This is a genomic window from Stenotrophomonas sp. GD04024, from assembly GCF_029837545.1.
Lineage (GTDB): Bacteria > Pseudomonadota > Gammaproteobacteria > Xanthomonadales > Xanthomonadaceae > Stenotrophomonas > Stenotrophomonas forensis.
Map to the genome: position 1 here is coordinate 1 of NZ_JAOEDV010000025.1, position 23,068 is coordinate 23,068.

At 58.5% G+C, this 23,068-nt stretch carries 20 protein-coding genes and 1 tRNA gene; 10 read left to right on the forward strand and 11 right to left on the reverse strand.

The genetic code is table 11. The features are described from left to right. Positions 1-12 precede the first annotated feature (12 nt). Complete coding sequence (locus tag N7590_RS10380; protein WP_053450174.1) at positions 13-600, reverse strand: NAD(P)H-dependent oxidoreductase; 588 nt, start codon at positions 598-600, stop codon at positions 13-15. Between the two features lie 127 nt (positions 601-727). Between N7590_RS10380 and N7590_RS10385 the strand changes: the two genes are divergently transcribed. Continuing rightward, a complete protein-coding gene (locus N7590_RS10385; protein ID WP_053450173.1) occupies positions 728-1,720 on the forward strand; it encodes a LysR family transcriptional regulator in 993 nt (330 codons plus the stop codon). 77 nt (positions 1,721-1,797) lie between these two features. Here the strand turns inward: N7590_RS10385 and N7590_RS10390 are convergent, their stop codons facing one another. Continuing rightward, positions 1,798-2,856, reverse strand: a complete 1,059-nt coding sequence (locus N7590_RS10390) for a DUF4241 domain-containing protein (protein ID WP_164242983.1) — start codon at positions 2,854-2,856, stop codon at positions 1,798-1,800. 125 nt (positions 2,857-2,981) lie between these two features. On the opposite strand from N7590_RS10390, the gene N7590_RS10395 reads away from it, so the two are divergent. Together N7590_RS10395 and N7590_RS10400 are read left to right on the forward strand one after the other, a co-directional pair. Further along, positions 2,982-3,071, forward strand: a tRNA-Ser gene (locus N7590_RS10395). An 86-nt stretch (positions 3,072-3,157) separates the two neighbouring features. Beyond that, positions 3,158-3,448, forward strand: coding sequence for a DUF6538 domain-containing protein (locus N7590_RS10400; RefSeq protein WP_164242984.1), 291 nt, complete (start codon positions 3,158-3,160; stop codon positions 3,446-3,448). A gap of 870 nt (positions 3,449-4,318) precedes the next feature. Here the strand turns inward: N7590_RS10400 and N7590_RS10405 are convergent. The 4 genes from N7590_RS10405 to N7590_RS10420 form a co-directional block, all read right to left on the reverse strand. After that, complete coding sequence (locus tag N7590_RS10405) at positions 4,319-5,476, reverse strand: GIY-YIG nuclease family protein (protein ID WP_279935451.1); 1,158 nt, start codon at positions 5,474-5,476, stop codon at positions 4,319-4,321. After that, complete coding sequence (locus tag N7590_RS10410) at positions 5,473-7,392, reverse strand: DEAD/DEAH box helicase family protein (RefSeq protein WP_279935452.1); 1,920 nt, start codon at positions 7,390-7,392, stop codon at positions 5,473-5,475. The genes N7590_RS10405 and N7590_RS10410 overlap by 4 nt, the downstream gene beginning before the upstream one ends. After that, positions 7,385-10,042, reverse strand: coding sequence for a DNA methyltransferase (locus N7590_RS10415; protein ID WP_279935454.1), 2,658 nt, complete (start codon positions 10,040-10,042; stop codon positions 7,385-7,387). The genes N7590_RS10410 and N7590_RS10415 overlap by 8 nt, the downstream gene beginning before the upstream one ends. A 124-nt stretch (positions 10,043-10,166) precedes the next feature. Beyond that, positions 10,167-10,946, reverse strand: a complete 780-nt coding sequence (locus tag N7590_RS10420; protein ID WP_279935455.1) for an NYN domain-containing protein — start codon at positions 10,944-10,946, stop codon at positions 10,167-10,169. 303 nt (positions 10,947-11,249) lie between these two features. On the opposite strand from N7590_RS10420, the gene N7590_RS10425 reads away from it, so the two are divergent. From N7590_RS10425 to N7590_RS10440, 4 genes are all read left to right on the forward strand, one after another. Next, positions 11,250-11,495: a hypothetical protein gene (locus N7590_RS10425; protein WP_279935456.1), complete on the forward strand. Its 246-nt coding sequence runs from the start codon at positions 11,250-11,252 to the stop codon at positions 11,493-11,495. A 134-nt stretch (positions 11,496-11,629) separates the two neighbouring features. Further along, entirely contained in the window at positions 11,630-14,164 is a 2,535-nt protein-coding gene (locus tag N7590_RS10430; protein ID WP_279935474.1) for an AAA family ATPase, read from the forward strand. 227 nt (positions 14,165-14,391) lie between these two features. Further along, on the forward strand, positions 14,392-15,039 hold the full coding sequence (locus N7590_RS10435; RefSeq protein WP_279935457.1) for a DUF262 domain-containing protein: 648 nt from the start codon (positions 14,392-14,394) through the stop codon (positions 15,037-15,039). A gap of 170 nt (positions 15,040-15,209) precedes the next feature. After that, positions 15,210-15,524 (forward strand): DUF6180 family protein, encoded by a 315-nt coding sequence (locus N7590_RS10440; protein ID WP_164241878.1) that lies wholly within the window; start codon positions 15,210-15,212, stop codon positions 15,522-15,524. Between the two features lie 106 nt (positions 15,525-15,630). Here N7590_RS10440 and N7590_RS10445 read toward each other — a convergent pair whose 3' ends face one another. Continuing rightward, positions 15,631-18,381 carry a UvrD-helicase domain-containing protein gene (locus N7590_RS10445; RefSeq protein ID WP_164241879.1) on the reverse strand — a complete coding sequence of 917 codons (2,751 nt, stop codon included), beginning with the start codon at positions 18,379-18,381 and terminating at the stop codon, positions 15,631-15,633. 120 nt (positions 18,382-18,501) lie between these two features. Continuing rightward, entirely contained in the window at positions 18,502-19,491 is a 990-nt protein-coding gene (locus N7590_RS10450) for an MDR family oxidoreductase (RefSeq protein WP_164241877.1), read from the reverse strand. A 102-nt stretch (positions 19,492-19,593) separates the two neighbouring features. Here N7590_RS10450 and N7590_RS10455 point away from each other — a divergent pair, with 102 nt between their 5' ends. Beyond that, positions 19,594-19,941: a helix-turn-helix domain-containing protein gene (locus N7590_RS10455; protein WP_053510324.1), complete on the forward strand. Its 348-nt coding sequence runs from the start codon at positions 19,594-19,596 to the stop codon at positions 19,939-19,941. 49 nt (positions 19,942-19,990) lie between these two features. Here the strand turns inward: N7590_RS10455 and N7590_RS10460 are convergent, their stop codons facing one another. Then, the gene (locus N7590_RS10460) at positions 19,991-20,440 is read right to left on the reverse strand and encodes a DUF3592 domain-containing protein (RefSeq protein ID WP_154582896.1); all 450 of its coding nucleotides are present in this window, start codon (positions 20,438-20,440) and stop codon (positions 19,991-19,993) included. A gap of 635 nt (positions 20,441-21,075) precedes the next feature. Here N7590_RS10460 and N7590_RS10465 point away from each other — a divergent pair. Beyond that, complete coding sequence (locus tag N7590_RS10465; protein WP_164241876.1) at positions 21,076-21,483, forward strand: hypothetical protein; 408 nt, start codon at positions 21,076-21,078, stop codon at positions 21,481-21,483. Between the two features lie 102 nt (positions 21,484-21,585). Continuing rightward, a complete protein-coding gene (locus tag N7590_RS10470) occupies positions 21,586-22,041 on the forward strand; it encodes a hypothetical protein (RefSeq protein ID WP_164241875.1) in 456 nt (151 codons plus the stop codon). Between the two features lie 156 nt (positions 22,042-22,197). Here N7590_RS10470 and N7590_RS10475 read toward each other — a convergent pair whose 3' ends face one another. After that, positions 22,198-22,575: an EF-hand domain-containing protein gene (locus tag N7590_RS10475; RefSeq protein WP_164241874.1), complete on the reverse strand. Its 378-nt coding sequence runs from the start codon at positions 22,573-22,575 to the stop codon at positions 22,198-22,200. Between the two features lie 30 nt (positions 22,576-22,605). After that, the gene (locus N7590_RS10480; protein ID WP_164241873.1) at positions 22,606-22,992 is read right to left on the reverse strand and encodes a hypothetical protein; all 387 of its coding nucleotides are present in this window, start codon (positions 22,990-22,992) and stop codon (positions 22,606-22,608) included. Positions 22,993-23,068: the final 76 nt, after the last annotated feature.

The following is a 23,068-nucleotide window of genomic DNA, read 5'->3' on the forward strand; positions in this document are numbered from 1 at the left end:
CGCTGGAACGCGTTAAGCCGCGACGGCTTCGGCCACTTCGTGCGACGGCAGGGTGGCCAGCGCGCCGGCAATGGCGTCTTCACGGTGCTGCGGCGAGTAGGCGATGCCTTCGGCACGCACGAACTCGACCTCGTTGATGCCCATGAAAGCGAACACCTGGCGCAGGAACGGCTCCTGGAAGTCGGCCGGCGAGTCGGTGTAGATGCCGCCGCGGCTGCTGGCGATGATCACCCGCTTGCCACCGGCCAGGCCGACCGGGCCGTTCTCGGTGTACTTGAAGGTGCGGCCGGCCACGGCCACGCGGTCGATCCAGGCCTTCAGCGTGGACGGAATGCTGAAGTTGTACATCGGCGCGCCGATCACCACGATGTCGGCGTCCAGGAACTGCTGCATCACCTGTTCAGCATCGGTCGCCTCGGCTGCATCGGTCTTGGCCAACGAACTGCTGCGCAGATGCGGTACCGGATTGGCGTCAAGATCGCGATAATCGACCTGCAGGCCATCGATCTGGCCGGTGAAGCGGGCGACCACGGCGGCCGACAGCTGGCGGGACACGGAGTTGTCGCCAAGCACGCTGGCGTCGAGATGCAGAAGCTTCATGGCAGTCACCTATGTTCTGGGAGGAAGGGGCGGGGTGGCCCCGCCGACGGAGAGAACGATAGGTTGTTGCAAAGGCGGGATAAAGGTGGTTGAATGCCACGTATTGTTCTAGATATGGAACTCGGGCATGCATGACCTGAATGATCTGTACTACTTCGCGATGGTGGTCGACCACGGCGGATTCGCCGCCGCCGAGCGCGCACTGGGCATCCCCAAGTCGCGCCTGAGCCGCCGCATCAGCCAGCTGGAAACCGACCTGGGCGTGCGCTTGCTGCAGCGCTCGACGCGCCGTTTCGCGGTCACCGACGTCGGCACCAGCGTGCACCGCCACGCGCAGACCATGCTGGCCGAGGCGCAGGCCGCACGCGAAGTGGTGGACCGCCTCAGCGCGGAACCGCGCGGCGTGGTGCGCGCCAGCGTGCCGGTGTCGCTGGCGCAGATGCAGCTGCCCAAGCTGCTGCCCAGGTTCCTGGAGCAGTACCCGAAGGTGCGCCTGCAGCTGAACATCAGCAACCGCCGCGTGGACATCATCAATGAAGGCTACGACGTCGCGCTGCGCGTGCGTTCGCGCCTGGACGACGACGGCAGCCTGGTGATGCGCAGCTTCGGCCAGGTGCAGGAACTGCTGGTGGCCAGCCCGAAGTACCTGGACCGTGCCGGTCGCCCGAAGGACCCGGAAGAGCTGACCCAGCACGTCACCCTCAGCATCAGCGAAGACGAAGCGCGCCAGCGCTGGGAGCTGCATGGCCCGGAAGGCGAAGTGCGCCGGGTTGACCTGCAGCCGCGCGTGGCCGGCTTCGACTTCCCGCTGCTGCAGAGCATGGTGAAGGACGGCTTCGGCATCACCATGCTGCCGGAAACCGTGTGCGCCGATGCGGTGCGCAATGGCGAGCTGGAAGTGGTGCTGCCGGACTGGTCGCTGCCACAGGGCGTGTGCCACGCCGTGTTCGCCTCGCGCCGCGGCCTGCTGCCGGCGGTGCGGGTATTCATCGACTTCCTGGCCGAGCACCTGCCGCCGCAGCTTGAGGCCTCGCGCCTGGACTGCGGTGGTGCCTGTGAGAAGGCCAAGGAGCGGATCAAGGCCAGTGCACTGGGTGCGCTGGCGGTGGACGCGGGCTGAGGGTTGCCTCACCGCTCACGCTGAGCTTTCAAAAGGTAGCGCCGGGCCATGCCCGGCGTTGCTGTTTCCGGCGACTGTTACCTTCGCCCAAACAACCTTGCCCAGAAGCCGGGCCGAGCCTTTACCACCGTTGCAGGCGTGGCGGTGACCGGTTCCTCCAGCACGGCCATCAGCTCCGGGCTGCGTGGCTTTCTCAGGAAGCGTGCATAGTCCAGATAGCTGGTCACCTTGCTGGTGTACAGGCTCGCGGGCATTGCCGGTAGCGCGGCGCCCTGCAGCAGTACCCGCAATGCCTGTGGGCGGTCCAGGCGGATCGCCTCGAACACGGCGGTACCGCCGCATTCGGGTTCAATCTGGTTGGCCCGCTGTGGCGCATCCTTCAGCAGGGAGCGCAGCGCATCCACGTCATCACGCTCCACCGCGGCTACCAGCTGCGCGAGTGCCTCGGCTTCATCGGGCGCCAGACTGTCGCGATAGGCCTGGTCGGCGATCTCGCGCTCGTCGCGGCCATCTCCGCCTTGGATGCACAGGAAATCCGTGACCAGTGCCACCGGGATGCCGGATGTATCCAATGCCCAGTAGGTGGGATAGATGCCATCGCCCCATCCGCTGGTGAACACGACCAGGCCGTGCGGCGAATCCTCGCCCCAGGGCCGGTACTCGGCCCCTTCATCCAGGCCGTCGTGGTCGATCAGCGCATCGGACCATGTTTCGTTGCCCTGATCGATCAGCGCAAGCAGCGCCTGCTGGGTAGCGGTGTCCATGAAACATCCGATGCCGGCGTCGACCGGGTAGCCAATGAAGCTGTTCTCATCCAGGCCGGTCAGGTCCTGTGTGGTCCAGCGCGCCATCTGCCAGTGCAGCGCGCACGCGGTGAGCGTCCGCCGGGGCTTGAACCAGACCACGGCCAGCGCCGGGCGGCCGCTGTGCACGATGATCTCGACCGGATGCAGGCCCGCCGGGGCGGTGTAGTCGGCCAGCGCGGGTGCCTCAGTCTGGACCAGCGGATCACAGACCACCAGGTGCCCGCTGCTGACCGGCAGATTGCCGGCAAAGCTGCGGGTCAGGGCGACCGCGGCCAGCTGGGTGTCGTCCAGCAGGCAGGTGCGCAGGTTCGCCAGATCGAGGTGGGCCATGGCGGCTCCGGTTGCGGGTGATGCCCCACCGTGCCGGATGCGAAGGGCAGGGGCAAGGATGGTCTTGGGCAAAAGCGCTTCACGTGCGAGAATACGCCGCTGCCCGGGCAACCGGGACCCCGATTGGAGAGATGGCCGAGCGGTTTAAGGCACCGGTCTTGAAAACCGGCGAAGGGTTAAACCTTCCGTGGGTTCGAATCCCACTCTCTCCGCCAGATCATCGCAAATAATTGATTTATATGATTATTTGCATGATTTGATTGGCGGTTGAATGGGACACAAGTCGGGACACATCTCCCGCATGCGCATCCCTTACAATCTCGTTCGAGCTGCTTCCGGCAACTTCTCTTTCCGCCAGCGTGTTCCCGGTGATCTACACGCAGTTGTGGGTCTTAGGCTCATCAAACGCGCTCTAAACACTGCCAACAATGGCTGCGCTTGTATGCGCGCAACCTTGCATGAAGAAAAGGAAGCTTACATTGAGGCCTACCGCAAGCATCTTGAAGCCAAGCATCGGCAGAAGACCCATGGCTGGATCGAGTGCAGGCGCGAAGCAAAGCGATTACTGATCGGGCAGAGCTTGACGCTTTAGCGGTAAGAAGGTAATTGCACCTACCCAAGTTCACTTGGTAGACACAGGTATCCCGAAATAATAAATATCTAATTTACTGCTAATTCTGGATTTCTGTTTTGTTGTGTCTAACTCAGCAAATCAGGAGATCCAGTGCGTTATAAGCGACATCGGAAATGCCATGCAAGAGAGCGGTATCTATACGCTCTCAAGTTTAAAATTGGTGCAGTCTATATCGGCCATACGGTTGGCATGGAACGCAGGTGCAAGGAGTACGAGTCAATTGCTGGCGGTTGGCCAAGCGCTTTCGAGTTCCAACACCTATCGACGATTCAGGGCGCCCAGCTTGACGCTGAAGATCACGAGAGGGCTTGGCGCTATGTCGCTGCCTCACTCGGGCATCGCATCTTCGCTAAGCCCCCAGGAATTGTCGTGGACTGCAGGCGTCAGCAGATGCCTAATAGTCTGAAGCTCTCGAAGACCATCTGCTTGCCCACTACTAGAAGCCAATTCGGTCAGAGAATCTGGGGTGCTTTATATAATGCGTTAATTTCATTTCGTCGCTGAAGCATAAGCTGTGACAGTTGATTGCAATTGCTATAAATATTCATGTAATTAAATAGAATAAGGAAATAATTACATGAAAGTAAAATTATGTTTGGGAAAAGAGTATCAAGTAACACTGCTAGACAAGACCGTCGTTACGCTAATTGTTCATGGTGCAAGTCCGGGTGTTGTCCAGTTCACGCTCGATGGCATCTACTGGGAGCATCCGGACATTGATTTCCTGCACTGGTGCAACATTGAGGTCGTTAAGGGCGTCGCCAGATAACGCCTCGGCCATTAGTGAGCAGGCCCAGGCGGTTGCCTGGGTCTCCACGTCTCATCGAGCTAATCTCTCTCGATGACCTGCTGTGTATCGCCATCATATCGATAGTGAACAATTTCACCGTTGATTAAAAGCTGCACCGCCATCTCAATTGCAGGTAACGGAGCAATGAACCACTCCCTCGGAGTGTGCTCCTTGCCGAGGTCATCAACCACCTGCACGTCTAAGCAATACTTGCCAAAAAAGGTATGAAGCAAGCTTTCAAACTTTTGTGGATTGAGGTTGTAGCATCTGTAGGCGGAGATGATCTTGACGCCCGACATAAGATAGGTCGGTTCTCGCTTGGCATTCTTGATTCGCTGAGGCACTGGAACAGTCGAATAGCCAATCTTATATAGATGGCTTATGCTCCTGATGTCGTCGCGCTCACTTGTTGAGCTCAGGATGTAGATGTAGCCCGTTTCAATGTCGTCGTCTTTGACTTGGTCCAACTCATCCAAGGCTTGATCACTGTGGCTAAGGACGCGGCGTCCGGCAGGATCTTTGTAAAGCTCAGTAGCTAGGGAACGCAGAAGCATGTTGCTTTCCGTCCCATTCTCAAAGATGCATCGAAGCCTGGCATTGACCTTCTTATTCCGAATCTCTTTCTCGCCGACTTCGGCGACATATGCCATGACGCCATGTAGAACGAAAAAGTGGCCGGGTTGAATTTGCTGTTCGCCAGTGAAGGCGCGCATTTCCCTCAACCCCTGTTTGAGTTCTGCATGACAGAGGACGAACAACGACTCAAAGTTGGCAAAGTCCAGGCATGGCTTGCGCGACGCAATCCGCTCTGGCATGCGTATGTTGGATGGAACGTTTCTGAGCGTGAAAATGCTCTCAGGATCGGGTCCAAGAAGACCCATATCATCATCGTCCAAGATATCGTCGAGGGACTCAATTGGCCTTTTAATCAGCCCAAGATTGTCGATGGGACGAAGCGCTTCGGCTTTGGCTGGGCTATCGTTGATGCCGCTCAATCTGCTGTTGAGCTTGAACTCGTGCATGTCCTTTGGGTTCGCCTCCGGCATACGTCCGTGATCTTTGACGAATTCCTCAATCTCTTTGAAAGAACCAAGAAGGCGCTGGTCCTGAGTCATTGCTTCGGGCACCCGAGATTTGACCTTGAGCAGGCCAATCTCGTCGTCCCCGATCAACTGGATCAGTGTCTCTCGCTTCATAGCCCTTCTTTACGCCTCTCGTTACGAATGTAGATCAGCGCCTGACCCATTCGAACTTCGAGGGGATCAGTTGAGTCTGGGCTAGGTGGGCGTCCGTTTAGACGATTGAATTCTTTGATCTTCGGCCAAAGGATGACAGCTTCCTCCTCCGTCATCGCAATTCGGGTAGCTTCAATTGCTTCCTTGATCAGCTTCAAGACGCCCACAGTGACCGACTTGGATAGGATCTCGAACGCTGCCTGGAAGGGATTTATCCGGTCGATCAGGTCGATGTGCAGCTCATCGATGTTGATGAACTTCCCCGCCATCTTGATGAAACGCTTATCACCGTCTTCCTTGTATTCCCCGCCCTTGATCACAGAGTCCACCACGACCTGCTGACGAACTTCTTCAACCTCTTCGTCCGTCAGGTCGGGGTAGGTCATCCGAATGATCTTAGGGATCATGACCTTGTTGATCACTTCGGGATCCACTCCACCAGGAAGCGCCTTGACGATTTGGTCATCCTGCAAAATCTTGGCCTTGATATCATTGAGGTCTGATTCAATGATGTCCTTAACTCGTTTGGTCGAGGGCTCCTTGAACCCGCCAATCTTTACTTCGCCAGGTCCTGGGAGATCGTCCTCGTTAACCTTGGTCTTAAATTTAAAGACGGGAGCAAGCACTTGTTCCATCAGCAGGGAACAGGTGATCGCTTTGAGCATGTTGTTGACGGCCAGCTTCACCAAGTCGTCCTCCGCTTCGGGCTGAGCGATTAGGTTGGTGAACTGTGCATGCGTTTTGTTACTGCTATCGCGTGTGCAGCGCCCAATGATCTGGATCACTTCGGTCAGCGAGCCGCGATAGCCAACCGTGAGCGCATGCTCACAAAACGACCAGTCGAAGCCTTCCTTAGCCATCCCTAGCGCGATGATCAGGTCCAGGTCGTCGGGCGATTTGATCTTGCGCAGGTAGCCTACGATGCGATCACGGGCTTTGGGCTCATCTTGCACCAGGTCGGCGACCTTGATGATCTTGCCGTCTTCCTTGCGTTTGACATGGATTACACCAGTCTCTGAGTCTTGAAACTGGACGCTGCCAATGATGTCCAGGATCGTGTCAACTTCCTGGTGCTTGTCTTGAGTCGACTCGCCTGAACGCACACTTGGGATGTGGAGGATGGTTTTCTTGTCGGTATCAAGGACATCCTTGATCGCAGTCAGGTATTTGTGTTGGTAGAAATGATAGCCAATGCCAAGTGACTTCAAATACGTGTAGCCATTGAGCTGCTCGTAGTAGTTGTAAGTGACCTTGGTGAATTTGGCTTCGTCTTCTGGCAGCAGCACCGGAACACTGTCTCCACGGAAGTAGGAGCCAGTCATTGCGACGATGTGCACGCTCGACTTCTGCATCACAGTCCGAAGCAGCAGTCCAAGGCGGCTGTCTTCGTCAGCGGAAACATGGTGGAACTCGTCAATGGCTAGCAGACAGTCGTTGAACATCTCCTCTTCAAGCGCTTCAAAGGCCGCGCGAAGAGTTGAGTGGGTGCAAACAAGCACACGGTCTTCGCCCTCCATGAACCGCAAGAAGGCCTGAACCTTGCTTCCGTCTCCGCCGGGTGTGCAGAGGTTGTTCTGTGCCTCAACAACCCAGTCCGCGAAGAAGCCGTGGGTGGAAAGGTCTGTGCTATCAAACGAAGCGCCAATAGATCGCTCCGGCACCGCGATGATCGCTTTGCGCAACCCTTGCTTATAGAGCTTATCTAAGGCGAGGAACATGAGTGCGCGGCTCTTGCCTGACGCCGGGGGAGCTTTAAGCAACAGGTATTGGCTGTCGCGCGCCTCATAGGCACGAACCTGCATCTCACGCATGCCGCGTGAGTTGATCATGGTGCTTTCACCAGTCTGTTCGTAGCTGACTTCGACGATGTTAGGCATTCTTGCTCTCCGTTAGCTTGCGATGTAGATCGAACATCCTTTTCAATCTCTGAGTTGCATTGCTGTCATCAGGAAGGCCGTAGATTTTCTCAATGACTTTATCCAACCGGTTGTGTGCCTTGCGCAGTTCCGGGGGCATTGTCTCCGGATCGTAGAGTTCCGCCAAGGTCAGCTCTGAGTAAGTCTCTCGCGCACCTAGGAGCTGCATCACAATCTTTTCAACCTCCGTCTTCGATGCGCTTTGCACCTTTGGCAGTGGGAAATTGTTGTAACAGATCGCTGCCGAATATCGAACGCGCGTCTCCAGCTGACCACAAACTGCCTTGACCCACTCAATGTGCATGCGAGACGACAGCAGTCCGAAGAGGAATGCGTCTGCATTTGGGACTACATAGATCTGGTTCGAGGCAATGATCGACGGCTGCATGAAGGCGACCGGAAGATAGTCACGGCGTTCCGACGAGATCGTAGGTAGGGCGAGATAGGGCGTTGATGGCTGTCGGATTTCAGCAAAGAGATGAGGCGTGCTCGCCAGCCTCACTGTCGTCTCGCGATCACTCTCCGAGCGCCATTTTCTGACGGCAGCAAGTTTTCGCTTGATCGGCGGAAATGACCGAGCATGATCGACATCTTCACCAATCCAAAGACAGTAGCGCTCGGTCCCATACAGCAGTTCTTTAGCGCCGACAAAAGGACGGAAATACTCTGCCGATTGGGGGTAGTCCCCTACTATGGAGCTACGTTCTTCGGACGTGATAGTCATGTTTCCATCGTCGAGTGCGAAGCTCCCATAGTTAATGGCGGGGATAGCAGAAAGCTGCTTCTTCCGTGAGACAACATAGTCGTCAGGGCCATCAACGAGGTATGGGCTGATGTTGGAAACAGTAGCTCGGAGGCCATTGTTGTAAAGGAACTTCGGCGCTTTCGATTTCTGGCGAACTCCAACGACTACGCAAGTCACGCCTGCGTTGAGCTTGGCGTTGTTGGTCCACTTGAAAGAGGTGTGCGCGAAACCAATCTCCACACCCTTCCCAAGCAGGTGCCCCCATAGCGTTCCGACTTGGACACCTTGGCAGATCGAATTTGTTGATACAAAGGCGAAGGAGCCAGCGCCGTTCGCAATGTAATCCGTTGCTCGAAGGAACCAAATTGAGATGTAGTCAAGATCGCCATTTCCCTTGATGCCTGGGAACGCACTCTTTGTCTCAATCTTCTGGAGGGCAGTTTGCTGTCTAGCTCCCAAGTAGGGCGGATTTCCCAAGATGTAGACATGTCCCTCATTGCTGGGACAGACGCTCCGCCAGTCAACCTTCGCTGCGTTGTCTCGAACAATCTTGCCACTCGGCTTCAAGGGCAGGGTTGGCATAAATTTGCCGAAGCGCTTGACATACGCCAAGTTCATTTGGTGCTCGGCGAGCCACAACGCCAGTATTGCTACTTCATGTGCGAAGTCATCGAGCTCGATGCCGTAGAACTGAGAAAGCTGGATGCCCGTGATGCCGAGATCCGCCTGCTTGCTCATGTGCGCAAGCTGGTTGAAGATCTCCATCTCCAACTTTCGAAGTTCCTTGTAGGCGATGATCAGGAAGTTGCCTGAGCCGCAGGCCGGATCAAAGATCTTTAAGCTACGCAAGCGCCCAAGAAGCTCGTTTAGCTTCTTAGGGCTGTGCTTTCCCTCTTCGAATTCCTCGTAAAATTGGTTGAGGAAAAGCGGCTCGATGACCCGCATGATGTTCTGTGAGGACGTGTAGTGCATTCCCATGTTGCCGCGCTTCTTGACATCAACCACGGCTTGAATCATGGAGCCAAAGATATCGGGATTAATTTCGGACCAATTGAGCCCGGACCCGCATTCAATTAGGATCTTTCGTGACTTTGCTGAAAACTTTGGCGCAGGATGCTGCTCAGCGAACAGCCCGCCATTGACGTAGGGAAAGTCGGAAAGATACTTGGGTAGGTTTTCCCGATTTTCGGTGTTGAGTGTCTGAAAGAGAGCATCGAGATAGGCCTGGACATCGCTCCCATCCTTAGAGGTATGAGATTCGATGCTGTTTGAAAATAGCTTGTCGTCGAAAATTCCAGTGTCTTCGGCAAAGAAGCAGAAGAGCAGGCGCGAGAGGAAGACGTTAAGGCTATGCGTCGATTTTTCATCGTTAGCTGGATTATCGGCCTTGAGTAGATCGAACAGCTTTGCCATTTCCTCCGCTGCTTTGACGTCAGCCGGATTGTCAGTTCGATCAACGGCTTTCTCCATTCCCGCCCACGGCAGAAGGAAGTCGAAGTGCTTTGGTAGTTCGACGAACAAGATGTTGAGTGTTTCCCCTGTCTTTGTGTCTAGGGCATAAAAACGCTCAAAGTTGGTGACAATGACGAAGCGCGGAGCATGCTTGTCCACGGCTGGGGATGCGATCAGCGCACTGGCGTAGCTCTCCACATCGTCAAGCGGGGTGCTGGCATAGAGCGCCTTCTTCTTCCACAGGACAACGCCCTCCACCTTCGAAAGGTTGTAGCTACCCTTGTCCTTGCTCTCGAGCCGAGCTATCGAAGCTTTTGGCTGCCCATATGCGGACAGTAGTTCGTATAAGAATCGATCCTGATTCGGCGCAAGCACCAGCTGCCGGACAGACTCTCCAATTTCTGCAATTTTCATACTTCCCCCTGTCCGCCAGGTCCTCTAGCGGCCAAAATAGTTGTGTGGCATTTTTGCTATGTTACCAATTATGCCGCTTGGGCTCGCTTAGTGGCAGGCTCATCAGGCCGCCCTACCAGGTCCGTCAGGAAGCATCAGTCTCTGGGGCCAGGCTCACCGTCCAATGTCCACCTTCCTCCAAGTGAGGGGTGAGCAGGTCATAGGTCTTCAACATGTCTACAAGCCCGGAATGCCCGTAGGCACTGGGCGAAAAGGCCGAATCGGCACGCTTCAAATACTGGCTCAGAGCGCTTACGCTGACCCGGCCATCGGGCGTGCCTGCGGCCAGGAGGGAGACGGCTTCCACGACGAATCGTGGCCTACGCTTGATCTTGGCAGACGGGGTGGAAGCAGCGGCGTGCTTGGGCTGGGCAGGGGCCCGAGGTTTGGCTTCCGGGGTCTCGGCGTCCGGTGCTTCCGCAGTGGCTTGTTCAGGGCTCCATTCGAAGAACCGGTCGCACGCATTGCGCAGTGCATCGGGCGTTTTTGCTTCGCCCACAATGAAGACCGTAGCGCCGCGTTCTCTCAGTCTGCGGCTGAGATATGCAAAGTCCGAGTCGCTCGTTACCAAACAAAAGACCTCTGCACGCTTGTCGAACAGTGCCTCTTGAGCATCAAGAGCAAGCGCAATGTCAGCTGTGTTTTTCTTCGAAGCGTATTGGTATTGAAGGCATGGGGTGAACGCCTGTCGGACCAGTGCCTGCTCCCACGAATTGCTGAGTGTCGCCTTGTTGCCATAGCCCCGGCGAAGGATCACACGACCCGCCTGAGCTGCCATCAAAAGGGCGAAATCGATGATCGCTGGGGCAACGTTATCGCAGTCGATCATGACCGCGGCGGTTGCATCTTGCTGTTGCTGTGCCATACCTGCTCTTCCTTGTCTTAGTCCAGGCATCCTGCCGATGCTGCAACGGCACTATCTCACGATGACCTGCTTCCATTCGCCACTCTAGCGTCCGATACTGGTGGCGCAAGTGTATAGAACACCCGGGCCCTGGAACGTCGCGCTTTGTGTAGATGAGTCCGAGGGGCCAAATCATTGATTTAAATAGCCTGGATTTATCCCGATTCGCCGGCGGGCTGGTAAATGCCAACTGATCTCAGATTTGGAGGATTGATCTTTATGACAAACCATAACGGGCAAATCCCTGGTGCAGCTGCGCCGAGCATGATCATCACCCAGGCATACTGGAGAAGTAAAAACTCTGAATTCATCGACTGGGCGGCTGTGCGCAATGCCATGGTGCAAGCGAAGAAGTATGGGTGTGCGACTTCTACAGACATCGACGCCGCAAAGGACGGTGGCGTTTCCACAAAGCGGCTAGGCGAGATTGCGGCATGCCTAGATGGCGTATTTAACGGTGCGGTCGGGCGGCATCCAGACGACCAGCGCCCGGGAGGAAGGGTGATGTAAAACCCGCTATTCTATTTTGGGCGAAAAGCTGACTGGTAAGCCTTAACTTGCTGTAAGGGGGGAGTGTGAGTTCATTGGACGAAGAATATTTAAATTTTTTAGAGCATCTCGGTGCGTCGAATGCTGACGTCGAGGTGCGTCGTGTAGCGCATGTCATCCACCTGCACCTCCAACGCATCGCTGACGCCCCAAGTGCCGGTGGCCGTAGGTCACAGAACGTTGCAGCATTGCTCCGGGGAAGCTTGCACCGAGTTGAGCAGCTGCCTGAGCTCGGAGCTCGCGCTGACCAGGATGCCCTCACTTGGTCTGACTTGAAGTCACTCAAAATTGGGCCGTTTCGTGGATTCAGAAGAGAGGAGATCTTCGACCTAAGCAAGCGAGTGACCCTTTTCTACGGTCCTAACGGAAGTGGCAAAACAAGCCTCTGTGAGGCCATCGAGTATGCGCTGACTGGTGACGTCGAAGAGGCTTCACTCAAGCGAGCAGGAGCTTTGGGGAGCTATTTCACCAACATCCATGAAGGTCGATACTTGGCACCTGTGCTCTTCTCTCAAGGTGACGATGAGGGCGTTCCGGTTGTGCCTGTTCCGGGTCTGCTGCGCTTTGCAATCATCGAGAAGAATCGGATCGAGAGCTTCGCCAGGATCGCTGCACGCACGCCAGCCCAGGCTGGGGAGCTCATTGCATCGCTCTTTGGGCTTGAGGAATTTAGCGATTTCGTCAAGCAATTTCCCGCTGAAATCGATATCGGATTGTTGCTTGAAACGCCGAAGAAACTGCTCCTTGAAGGCAAGGCATCTGCCCTTGCCGCTGCTCAAGCGTGTCTCCGAGACGCAGATGTAACGTCAAATGCGTTCGTTGACGAGCTAAGCGCACTCGCTGCGGAGCTTGAATGCAACATTGACCACGTCCGTGAACTCATCGACCCAGATGATCGCCAGAGCCGACTCCAAGGGCTCATCACCGCGGCAGATGAGATCATTCCCGCTCAATCTGGTCTCAGAGCAAGTGGGGTTCGAGCGTCCTTCGTTGCACTAAGGAGGAAGCAGCGAAAGCTGCATAACGTAAGAAGGCAACTAGCCGACTTGGCTGGGCAAGTCTCGTTCAAGAAGCTCTTTCAATCCATCCAGGAGCTCCGAGCTGAGGCTGGTGAAGCGTGTCCAGCCTGCTTGACTCCCCTGGCTCATGCAGTCGCCAATCCGTTTGAACGTGCAGACCATGAGCTGCGGAATCTTCAAGAATTGGCAGTGCTAGAAGATCAGGCAAGCACGCTCATAGAGGACTGCAACGGGCTATTGCGCCAGATCCGAGGGTATCTTGCCCCAATTAAAGATCAAGCAGGATACGAAGATCTAGCAAATAACGCGGTAGTCCGTTGGGCCGTAAGTGGGCAAGGCGCTGACTGGAACATAGATGGATTGAGGGCGCACCATGTGCGTGAGGTCTCTAAGGCGCTTGCAGCTTTCGAAGCGGGTGATTTGGAACTGAGCACGCGTGCTCAGTCTCGCCAACAGGTGATCTCGGAGAGGGACAAGCTGAGTGACATCGCTCAACGTCTTGCGGTCATTGATGCCAAGATAGTTCAGCACGAAGCTGGATTGGTGGCTGATAAGGCGCTGGTCGAAGGCTTCGATCTGGCGAACGAAGATCTCATTGAAAGCGCGCGTCTCGAGGCTGAGTCTTACGCGTTCGAAACGCGTATTCGGACGGGCTATGCGGCATTCAGAGCTGCCATCAGAGCCTATCTTGATGGTCTGCCAAGGAAGTTCTTGGCGGACCTCAATGATCTAACGCTAGAGCTCTACAACGCGTTCAATGAGGATGATCACGAAAGGGATAAGCTCACCTCACTATCTCTCCCCCTCAAAGGTGGAGAGAAAATTATGGTTGCGTTCGGTGCAGATCCAGCCCGGATGCATGATGCGCTCCATGTGCTCAGCGAGGGGCACCTTAGGTGCCTTGGTCTAGCCATTCTTCTTGCCAAGAACATCAAGCTGGAACTACCGCTGATCGTCTTTGACGATGCTGTCAACGCGATTGATTCCGACCATCGAGCCGGCATACGAAAGACGCTGTTTGGCGACGAGCGGCTCAACATCAAGCAGATCATCATCACCTGTCACGGCAATGAGTTCATCAAGGATATCCAGAATCAGCTTGGCAACGATGTCTCTAATTTGTATGTGCTAAGTCATCATGACGGCGACCATCAACCGCGTGTCCAAGGGGGCACGAGTAGGAACTACCTCTTGCGTGCACGGCAGTTCCTCGACGAAGGTGATCAAAGACAGTGCCTAGCCTTCTGTCGTCAAGCGCTTGAGAACGTGACCGCGAAGACTTGGAAGAAGATCAGCGGTAAATCCAGGGAACTCGCCCAATTGAAGCTTCCCATCGCGCCGCCAATTTTCAAGCCAGAGCTCGGTGCGCTTACCCAAGCTCTAAACAAGGCTTTGATCGAAGGAATACAGCGAGGACAGCTGACGGGGCAGGCCATGACAGAACTCAGTGCGGGATTCCAAGAAATTCTGAACGTCCCGAACAGCCAGTCTGTCTGGTCTCGTTTCAATAAAGGCACTCATGACGAAGAAGATCGTGAGGAGTTTGAAATTCAAACGGTTCGCCAAATCTACGCTGCGCTCGACAAGATTGCTAGGGCGTTACAGGAGTAGTCGATGATCTTCTCAGCCCAACAAGGGGCTGCCACATCGGGTGCGGGGCTTCGTTCTAGCTCTAAGCTCTTCAATGATCAGCATGCACAGAGTGCAACGCGCCAACTAGTTGAGCATAGATAATGGAAGCGGCAACAAGAAATCTTAGGAAGCCCTTGGACCCTTCGGTCCAGTATCACGTTCCTCTTTTTCAGCGTCCATATGTGTGGAGGTAAGGTGAGAACTGGGTGCCGCTCTGGGAGGACATCGAGGCCCTCTTGGATAGGCATCTCTATCTGGGCGGTGCCCATCCGCACTTCCTCGGGGCAGCAGCGTTTGAGCTAGAAACCAGTCAGTCCGGCGCTGTGCAGACCCGCTTGGTGATTGACGGTCAGCAGCGTTTCACCACGTTGCAGCTCTTCTTAATGGCTGTATGCAACATCTCCCGGAAGGTGGGGAGTGAGAAGCAGACTCCTAGACTTGGCGCGTTGGTTGAGAACGGTGCGCTCGATATCGATGAAGAGGCCGAGAAATATAAGCTTCTCCCCACAAATGCGGATCGAGCTGCGTTCATGGCTATCCATGCCTGCTCGTCTGACGATGAGGTCAGAGCTCTGGTCAAGGTTGACAAGCCCCTGACTGAGAGCCGACTGGTGGAGGCTTATCTCTTCTTCGCTGCGAGCATTGCTGCTTGGGTCAATGGCGATGATGTGGATGTGGATCGCGCCGATGAATTTGCAAATACCAAGCCGGAAGATCGTATCGAATGCATCTGGAAGGTCGTAACCGAAGGGTTGCTCCTAGTTGTCATCCACCTCACTGCTGGGGACGAGAGCCAGTTGATCTTTGAGACGCTCAACCATCAGGCCGCCTATGTAAAAACAGCAAAGTGCTAGAGAGCTTGCCTGCTTATGCGCGAACGGGGGACAACACAGCAGATGGACGCTCGCAGCTTTGGCGCGAGAACCCGTTGCCCTCAACGAACTGGAGGGCAAAGGCAACCCCGGCGGCCGCCAGCTGAATCGGCGCGTTAAGATTTTCGTCCGCACCTGATAGCCGGAGAGTCGTGAAACTAAGAGCGCCGTGGGGAAAGTCGCTGAAGTTTGCTCTGGCGAGTGCGGTGCTGCTGACGTCGCTTTCTGCGTTGGCTGCAGCGGAGTTCAGCCTTGGCTACGGTGTCGATCGCTTTCCTGCAAAGCAGCTGAGCCTTCCCTCCTGTCGCGCAGCGGTCGCCAAAGGCGCGACAGCGCTTGGCTACACGACGCGCGTGGATCAGGACCAGAAGACGCTCACGGTTCATGTCTTTGTACCGCGAGCCGATGGTTGCTCGTTGATCTCTTACTGCATCAGTGCCGCGGACCAGGCCGTGTTCGTCATCTAGGCATTCGGTTACAGCAGCCCCGGTAACCCGGATGTCGACCGGGTCAGACAGCGGGTCGGCGCGGAGGTACGCTAGGCGGCGATGCGATGAGGGTCCATCTTGCGGCTCAGCCTCGCCGGTAGCGGTCTGGCTTGTTATGGCACAACGGATAACTAGAACACGACCGGAACGGCCCATGCGGTCCATTCCGCTCCACAAATACGCCCACCTTGCACACCGGGCATCGTTCCTCATTGATGACCGCGCCTGAAATCCCGGTCACTTCCACCGCACCGTCTTTCACCAGCTCATCCAGGAACGGCGAGTGCTTGCCCTGCAGGGTGAACATCGCCACCGAGCGCCGCGCACGCGTCAGTGCCACATAGAACAACCGCCGCTCTTCGCTGAGCGAATAGGTATCGCCCTCCGGCATCGCCAGCGACAGCACCGGGTCATCCGAGCGCAGGCTGGGGAAGCTACGGTTCACCATGCCCGGCAGGATCACGTAGTCCGCCTCGCGCCCCTTCGAGCGATGCGCGGTCAGGAACTCGACGTCCATCGTGCTGCCAAACGACGCTCTCCACTCCGCAGGCACCGCACTGCGATCGGCCTGATAGCGCCCGAGGATGAAGACCATCACGCGTCCGTTGCGTCCCTGCGGCACCGCACCGGACAACAGTTGCTGATGCAGCCTGGTGAGGTACTGGCGCACACCGTCCTGCACCTCCTCACGCCGGTTCATCTGGAACGCCTGTAGCACCGGGCCCATCGCTGGCGTAGCCGAACGAACCGCCTTGGCAATCTGCGCCGGATTGCGGCTGATGAAGCGGCTGGACACATCGCACAGTGCCTGCGGGCAGCGGAAGGTCTGCTCCAGTTTCAGCATCTGGCCATGCCCCATCCATTCGCGGAATCCGGTCATCACCGAAACGTCGGCGCCGGCGAAGCGGTTGATCGACTGCCAGTCATCGCCGACCGCAAACAGGTGGCGGCCCGGCTGGCTGACCAGCGCACGGCAGAGGCGGGCGCGGGCGCGCGAGGCGTCCTGGAATTCGTCGGCCAGTACCAGGTCGTAGGGCGACGCATAATGTCCCTGTTCCAGCAGGCCGGCGGCCATGTTGAGCATGTCCTCAAAATCGATGCCGCGTTCGTCGGCCAGCGCGTTGTCCCAGGCCTGGAATACAGGGCCGGCGATTTCCAGGAAGCGCCGGTACCGTTCCTTGAATTGGTCTTCGGGCATCTGCCGCAGACGCGCGGCCATGTCGTCCAAGGTCAGACAGTTGCTTTTTGCATGGGCAATGAAGGTGCGCATCAAGCCGATCAGGTCCGCATCCGGCATCGGCTTGGCACCCGCATCGGGCAGCTCGCGGTCCGGGTTCGGATCGAGCTCGATATCAGATGCGCCAAGCGTCTTCGCCAGGTCATGCAGGGCGTGCCCGCTGCGCAGGCCAAAGGAGGTGGTCTCGATAAGCGCGGTGCCGTGCGCCACATGCTGTTGCCGTTTCCAGTGCATGCCCTCCGCATAGTGGGCGAAATGCTTCGGCGGCTGGCCATCGGCATCCAGCGCAAAGTGCTCGTGATACAGCGCGGCGTCCGGGTAATAGAAGTCCGGCCGATACTGGCGATGGGTGTCGGTGGCCGTATCAAATTCATAGCGACGCTCGTAGTCGTACGCAACGCCGTTGTAGAACAGCCAATCGGCAATGACGCACTCTTCCAGGCTCTTCACCCGCTCGCCCTGCAGAGTGCGGATATAGGGCGTGCCGTCGCGGTCGTAGCCATCGGCCAGCATCTCGGCACCGAATGGCGGAAGGTCGCGCCCGAATACCAGCCGGAACATGTCCCACTGGGTGCGGAAGTGGATCGAACGATCCTTCAGGTCGTCCACCAGGTCGGCCAGCTTGTTGAAGCCCAAGGTGGCATCGATGGCCCATTCGGGAATGTCGGGCTTGCGCCCGGTGGCCTTGCCGATGATGGCTAGGCCCAACGCATGGAAGGTCCGCGCCTCGACCACGGTGTCACCCATGCCGAGCCGATCAAAGGAGCGCTGCGCGCGCGCTTCCAGTTCCTTGGCCGCATCTTTGTTGAAGGCGAGCATGACGATCCTCTCGGGTTCGACAAAGCCGCGATCGATGGCATAAGCCGCCTTGGCGACCATCGTCGAGGTCTTGCCGGAGCCCGCTGAGGCCACGACCTGCACGCGGTTGTCGAAGCAGATGACCGCGCGGGCCTGTTCCTCGGTCAGCGGCCTGCTCTCGACCCGGTCCAGGAAGTCCTTGGCCAGGACCAGCTCACGCGTGGCCATGGCGTCGTTCGCTTCGGCCCATACGGCGGGCCAATCCAGATGCCAGTCGTTCAGCGCTTCCAGCGCGGCCAGATGGTGGCTGGAGCGCAGGTTGTCATGCACGCTGGCATCGAGGAACAGGCGCTCCAGCTCATCCGGGGAGAGTGGCAGGGCGGGGCGGTCGGCCAGCAGCGCTTGTTGTTGTTCGTGGGTGATCCAGCGGCGGCTGGCGTGACCGCGATCGGTCAGTGCGTCCGCCGCGCTCAGCCACGCCTGGATCTGCGCCAGCACGTCCTCGAACAGGCCCCTGCGCCCGCGCGTGCTGCGCGCGGACAACACGTCCTGCACAGCCGCTGCAAGTTGGGCTGCTTGCCGATTGGGCAGCCCGCCCACGGACACAGGCCCACCTTCAGTCTGCAGAGCAACCCGGGCCCAGAACAGCCCCGGGACAACCTGCACGTGATGATCGCCATCCACGTGCTGGCGGTATTGCTCGCCGCCAAGGGTCAGCTCGAGGTGTTCGCCATCAAGCCGCAGCCGCCACAGTGGCGAGCGGGTCACACGCTGGCCCCAGCCCGAGGGGCGCCATTCCATAGACATCCAGATACTGCCTTGCATGCTTCACCGGGCGTATAGCGCCCTTACAGCCCCATGATAAGGGGCCTTGGTGTCGCATGTGGCGCCCGCGCATCTGTCTCGCTGGCTGATGGTCTGTCACGCGTTCACATCAACGACAATCCGCCCGCGCACCTTGCCCGGAATGATCTTCTCGTACACGTGCAGCACCTCGGCAAGCCCGATCTGCTGCACCGTGCTTTCCAGCTTCTGCGGGTCCAGGTCGATGGCGAGGCGGTCCCATGCGCGCTGGCGCACATCCTGCGGCGCGTTCACCGAGTCGACACCGGCCAGGGTCACGTTGCGCAGTATGAAGGGCAGCACCGAGCCATGCAGTGCATCACTCTGCGCCAGCCCACAGGCGGCCACGGCGCCGCGGTACTTCGTCTCGGCGATGGCATTGACCAGCGTCGGGCCACCGGCCACATCCACCACGCCCGCCCAGCGCTCGGCACTGACCGGCCGGTCGCGCGGCTCGGAAAGCTGCGCACGGTCGATGATCTCGGCCGCGCCGAGGCTGTGCAGATACTCGGCGTGTTCGGGGCGCCCGGTGGCGGCCACCACCCGGTAGCCCAGCTTGGAAAGGATCGCGACCGCAATCGAGCCCACGCCGCCATTGGCGCCAGTTACCAGCACATCGCCCTTTTCTGGAGCTACGCCCGCATCTTCCAGCGCCAGTACGCACAGCATGGCGGTATAGCCGGCAGTGCCGATGGCCATGGCATCGCGGGTGGTCAGATTGCCGGGAATCGCGTTCAGCCACTCACCCCGCACGCGGGCGCGCTGGGCGAGGCCGCCGTGGTGGCCCATGCTCAGATCCCAGCCATTGAGCACCACGCGATCACCGGTTTTGAAACCGGCATTGCTGGATTCCAGCACCACGCCCGCCAAGTCGATGCCGGGAATGAGCGGATACGTGCGCATGACCGGGCGCGAATGGGTCAGCGCCAGCGCGTCCTTGTAATTGAGCGTCGAGTATTCAACCTGCACCAAGACGTCGCCATCCATCAGGTTGGCTTCATCGAAATCGACAAGTTCGGTGGAAACTCCATCGTCGGTCTTGCGGGTCAGCAGTGCCTTGAAACTCATGGAAGCGCCTCACGTTCAGTGGATGGCGCCATGCTAGGCTCGCACCGTTATCGCAACAAGAACGATGTTTTTCCGTAGGTACTATGGTTTTCGGGAGTATGCATGCGTAGCAGGCGTTGGGATGGCAAGAGCGGGTGCGCCGTGGAAGTCACGCTGTCAGTGATGGGCGGCGTGTGGAAGCCGATCATTCTTTTCCACTTGATGACTGGCAAGCGGCGTTTCATGGAATTGACGCGGCGGGTACCCAACGCCACGCAATCCATGCTGACCAGCCAGTTGCGCGAACTGGAGGCCGATGGGGTGGTGATCCGCCACGTCTATGCCGAAGTGCCGCCCAAGGTGGAATACGAACTTTCCGAATTCGGGAGAACGCTGGTGCCGGTGCTGCTGGCCATGCGCGAATGGGGCGAGACCTACCGCGGCTACCAGAGTGGCCAGAGTGACAACTGAAATGTGAGGGGTGTTGCCTGCACCCCTCTGCTGCACGCGGCGTCAAGAATCAGGCGGGTTGTGCTTTGCGGCCCTGGATGAGGCGGGCTGCCAGCAGTGCCAGGGTGACCACCCCCGAGGCGATGGCCAGCCACAGCATCAGCAGGGAATTGTCAGCTTCGCCGACGGCCACGGCCACCGAGGGATCTTCGGCGTTGTAGCGGATATCAATCTCTTCTGCTTCGTCGGTCGCGCGCATCTGATTGCCAAGATCGTTGGAGACCGCGATCTTCTCCACGCGTGATTGCCCGTCTTCGGTTTCGAACTCTACGTTCAGAACGAAATTGCTTTTTCTTCCCCTCTTTTCATCCCAATGCACCTCGGTGACGAGGCCTACCGCATCGCGTCCCTCGGCGCCGTCGGTGAGGGCGTGGCGGTGATGGTCGTTGTAGGCGGTCACCGAAAGTGCGACGGCCACGCCAGCGGCAACAAGAATATTGCGCCAGGAAGTGAATTCCATGATGAGCTCCTGCTCCATTTGAAGTTCGCGACTATAAACATCGTGTCGCAGCATTCGCATCGAATTGGGGTTGATCGCACATTCCGTTGTGATCCATTTGCGCGCTCGGATGTGCGCCGAAACCCCTGCGTGTAAGCGTTTACGGCGAGAATCCGGCGCGGGGCAAGCGTGTTCGACCTGAAGTTGTAGGCCGTGCATATTGCGACTCTCTGCGCGATCGCCATAACCGGCGTGTCGCATTCGGCGCGGTGTGATCGTTGGATCGCACACGCTTGCATGCACGAGGTGTCGGCGAAGCGCGTCAGCCGGTGGATGATTGGCCATCCCGTGACGCAACCAGCGTAGGAAGGTGTCAGCGCGGAGTTTTCCTACTTTTCATCGATGCGGGAGTGCGCCAATCATCGCCGCGCCAAGGCACCCGCCCTGGCCGGGATTGGCGTCCCGAACTTACGTAGTACACGGCGTCGTGTTTGCAGCCTTCGCTGCAGCCATGACAATGCACCCCCTGCCAGTTCATGGCGGACGGTGCGTGGGGGTTCTAGGACCCGCCGGCTTTCGTACTACGTATCCGGCACGCCAACCCGCACCGTCCGCCACCTCGCATCTGCAGGTGGCCATACCGTGAGGTTGCCGCCATGCCTGACCGTACTCCCGACGTTCCCCGCCTGCGCCAGCTGCTCGGCGCCGCCGCACTTGATCTTCCCGCCGCCCTGGCCGAAACGCTCGAAGCGGCGCTCTGCGAATCCGCGGAGTCTGTCCTGCCGTCTGCGTTCTTCGCGCACTTGAAAGGCCACGGTGAGAATCTGCGAGCCGATGGCCAGCCCTGGACCGAAACCCGGCTGAGCCCCGGCCGCGCCTTCGATCTGGCCCTGGCCACCCGCAGTGCCTCGGGCATCACCGCGCTGACCGCCATGCTGCACGCCGCGCATGTGGCGCGGGAGAGTGATGATCCTGCCTGTTGCCCGTCCGCAGCGCTGGTCGAAGGCCTGTTCAACGCCTGCCAGGTGCTGTCGCTGCAGGTGGAGCGCTGCCTGGTTCCGTGATGGCGCAGGCTGCGCGGGGCTGTGCTGCAGCCTCACGCGGTCTTTGCAACTCGGCGGGCAGGCATTGCTAAGTTCGCTTGGCATCCATCACAGGAACCTGCAATGACCCGGACGTCCACGCGTGTACTGCTCGGCCTCTGCCTGATTCCGGCCGCGGCCTTTGCCCAATCCGACCGCCAGGTAGCCGAGGACATGATTACCCGCGCGGCCAATGTATGCCCCGGCCACAGCAGCGAGCGCACCACGCCGACAGTGAAGAAGGTGCCGATCGGTGCACTGCGCGTCATGCTCGACCATGGCCTGGTGATGTGCCCGGACCGCCGGCTGGATGCTTCTGCGCCCGCCGTGTTCTACGGCCGCGTGGGCGTGTTCGGCTGGAATCCGGAGGTGCCGGCCGCTGCGGCGGTGGTCGTGGCGAAGATCGACCAGATGACCCGCAAGGATGAGTACCCGGTGGACACGCTGGTGTGGGATGCCAAGGGCACGGTGCTCACCCAGCAGACCGTTCCGGCGTTCGAGCCGCGCCCGGGTGCGGCGGTGCTGTACAAGGTGCGCTGACTGCCGCGCGCCACTTGCTGGATGCGCACTTTGGTGGGCGCTCTGGCGCTCGCACGTGTCGATGGAGCCGTGCCCACCAAGGTGGGCACCTACCAGGGCGACGCGGCCTGGCTGCGGCAATGCCGCACGATCAGGCGCTGACCCCGTACCAAGGCGCTACTTCGCCGGGGCGTCTGCCGTCTGCGCGGCCACCATGGCCTGCTGCATTTCCTTCAGCGACAGATAGCCATCGCCATCAGTATCCAGCCCCGCGAAATACTTCTCGATTTCCGGCACCACGGCGGCTTCCTTCCTGCTGATCCTTCCGTCTTTGTCGGCATCCATTTCCTTGAACGCGGCGTCGATGGAGTCGGCCTGCTTGCTGAAGCGTGCCTGCTGGTACTTCGCGTACTCGGCCTTGTCGATGCGGCCATCGCCGTTGCTGTCCATGACGGCGAAGCTGGAATCGATATAGGCCTGCTTCGGGTCGCCGCTGGCGGCGTGGCCGATCAGCGGTGCGGCACACAGGGTGATGATGAGTAGCGTCTTGTTCATGCAGTCGGTTCCTTCGGAAAGCAGGGCAGGTCAGCGGCAGGGATAGCTGTAGCCATCCGAGCCACGGTAGGTGTCGCTGCGGCGGTCGTAGTTGCCGTAACGGTTCACGCAGTAGTCGGCACGTTCGCGGGTCTCGCGCTCGCGCTTGGCCGCCGCAGCGATTACGCCGGCAACTACCGCCGCGCCCACAACGCCCACCACCACGCGCTTGGCCTTGTCGTCATCGCGCCGTTCGCGCTCCCGTTCGCGCTCGCGGCGCTCCCATTCGTCGCGCTGGCGGTCGTGATAGCCCCGGTCCCAGCCGGAGCGGTAGCCATCGCGGTCCTGTGCATGGGCGTCGCCCGCGTATGGAATCAGCACCAGCAGTTGCAGTGCGGCCCCCAGCAGCAACGCCGTACGTCCTGTCTTCTGAAACATCGTTCCGCTCCTGTGCGGCTGTGTCGGTGGTGCCAGTACAGCGCGCGGACATTGCGCGAACCTGTAGTCGTTCCTG

What these genes read in the sequence shown, in the direction of transcription:
- N7590_RS10380 (WP_053450174.1), bottom strand. Translation starts at nt 600, where the DNA reads ATGAAGCTTCTGCATCTCGACGCCAGCGTGCTTGGCGACAACTCCGTG.
- N7590_RS10385 (WP_053450173.1), top strand. Translation starts at nt 728, where the DNA reads ATGCATGACCTGAATGATCTGTACTACTTCGCGATGGTGGTCGACCAC.
- N7590_RS10390 (WP_164242983.1), bottom strand. Translation starts at nt 2,856, where the DNA reads ATGGCCCACCTCGATCTGGCGAACCTGCGCACCTGCCTGCTGGACGAC.
- N7590_RS10400 (WP_164242984.1), top strand. Translation starts at nt 3,158, where the DNA reads ATGCGCATCCCTTACAATCTCGTTCGAGCTGCTTCCGGCAACTTCTCT.
- N7590_RS10405 (WP_279935451.1), bottom strand. Translation starts at nt 5,476, where the DNA reads ATGAAGCGAGAGACACTGATCCAGTTGATCGGGGACGACGAGATTGGC.
- N7590_RS10410 (WP_279935452.1), bottom strand. Translation starts at nt 7,392, where the DNA reads ATGCCTAACATCGTCGAAGTCAGCTACGAACAGACTGGTGAAAGCACC.
- N7590_RS10415 (WP_279935454.1), bottom strand. Translation starts at nt 10,042, where the DNA reads ATGAAAATTGCAGAAATTGGAGAGTCTGTCCGGCAGCTGGTGCTTGCG.
- N7590_RS10420 (WP_279935455.1), bottom strand. Translation starts at nt 10,946, where the DNA reads ATGGCACAGCAACAGCAAGATGCAACCGCCGCGGTCATGATCGACTGC.
- N7590_RS10425 (WP_279935456.1), top strand. Translation starts at nt 11,250, where the DNA reads ATGATCATCACCCAGGCATACTGGAGAAGTAAAAACTCTGAATTCATC.
- N7590_RS10445 (WP_164241879.1), bottom strand. Translation starts at nt 18,381, where the DNA reads ATGGAATGGCGCCCCTCGGGCTGGGGCCAGCGTGTGACCCGCTCGCCA.
- N7590_RS10450 (WP_164241877.1), bottom strand. Translation starts at nt 19,491, where the DNA reads ATGAGTTTCAAGGCACTGCTGACCCGCAAGACCGACGATGGAGTTTCC.
- N7590_RS10455 (WP_053510324.1), top strand. Translation starts at nt 19,594, where the DNA reads ATGCGTAGCAGGCGTTGGGATGGCAAGAGCGGGTGCGCCGTGGAAGTC.
- N7590_RS10460 (WP_154582896.1), bottom strand. Translation starts at nt 20,440, where the DNA reads ATGGAATTCACTTCCTGGCGCAATATTCTTGTTGCCGCTGGCGTGGCC.
- N7590_RS10465 (WP_164241876.1), top strand. Translation starts at nt 21,076, where the DNA reads ATGCCTGACCGTACTCCCGACGTTCCCCGCCTGCGCCAGCTGCTCGGC.
- N7590_RS10470 (WP_164241875.1), top strand. Translation starts at nt 21,586, where the DNA reads ATGACCCGGACGTCCACGCGTGTACTGCTCGGCCTCTGCCTGATTCCG.
- N7590_RS10475 (WP_164241874.1), bottom strand. Translation starts at nt 22,575, where the DNA reads ATGAACAAGACGCTACTCATCATCACCCTGTGTGCCGCACCGCTGATC.
- N7590_RS10480 (WP_164241873.1), bottom strand. Translation starts at nt 22,992, where the DNA reads ATGTTTCAGAAGACAGGACGTACGGCGTTGCTGCTGGGGGCCGCACTG.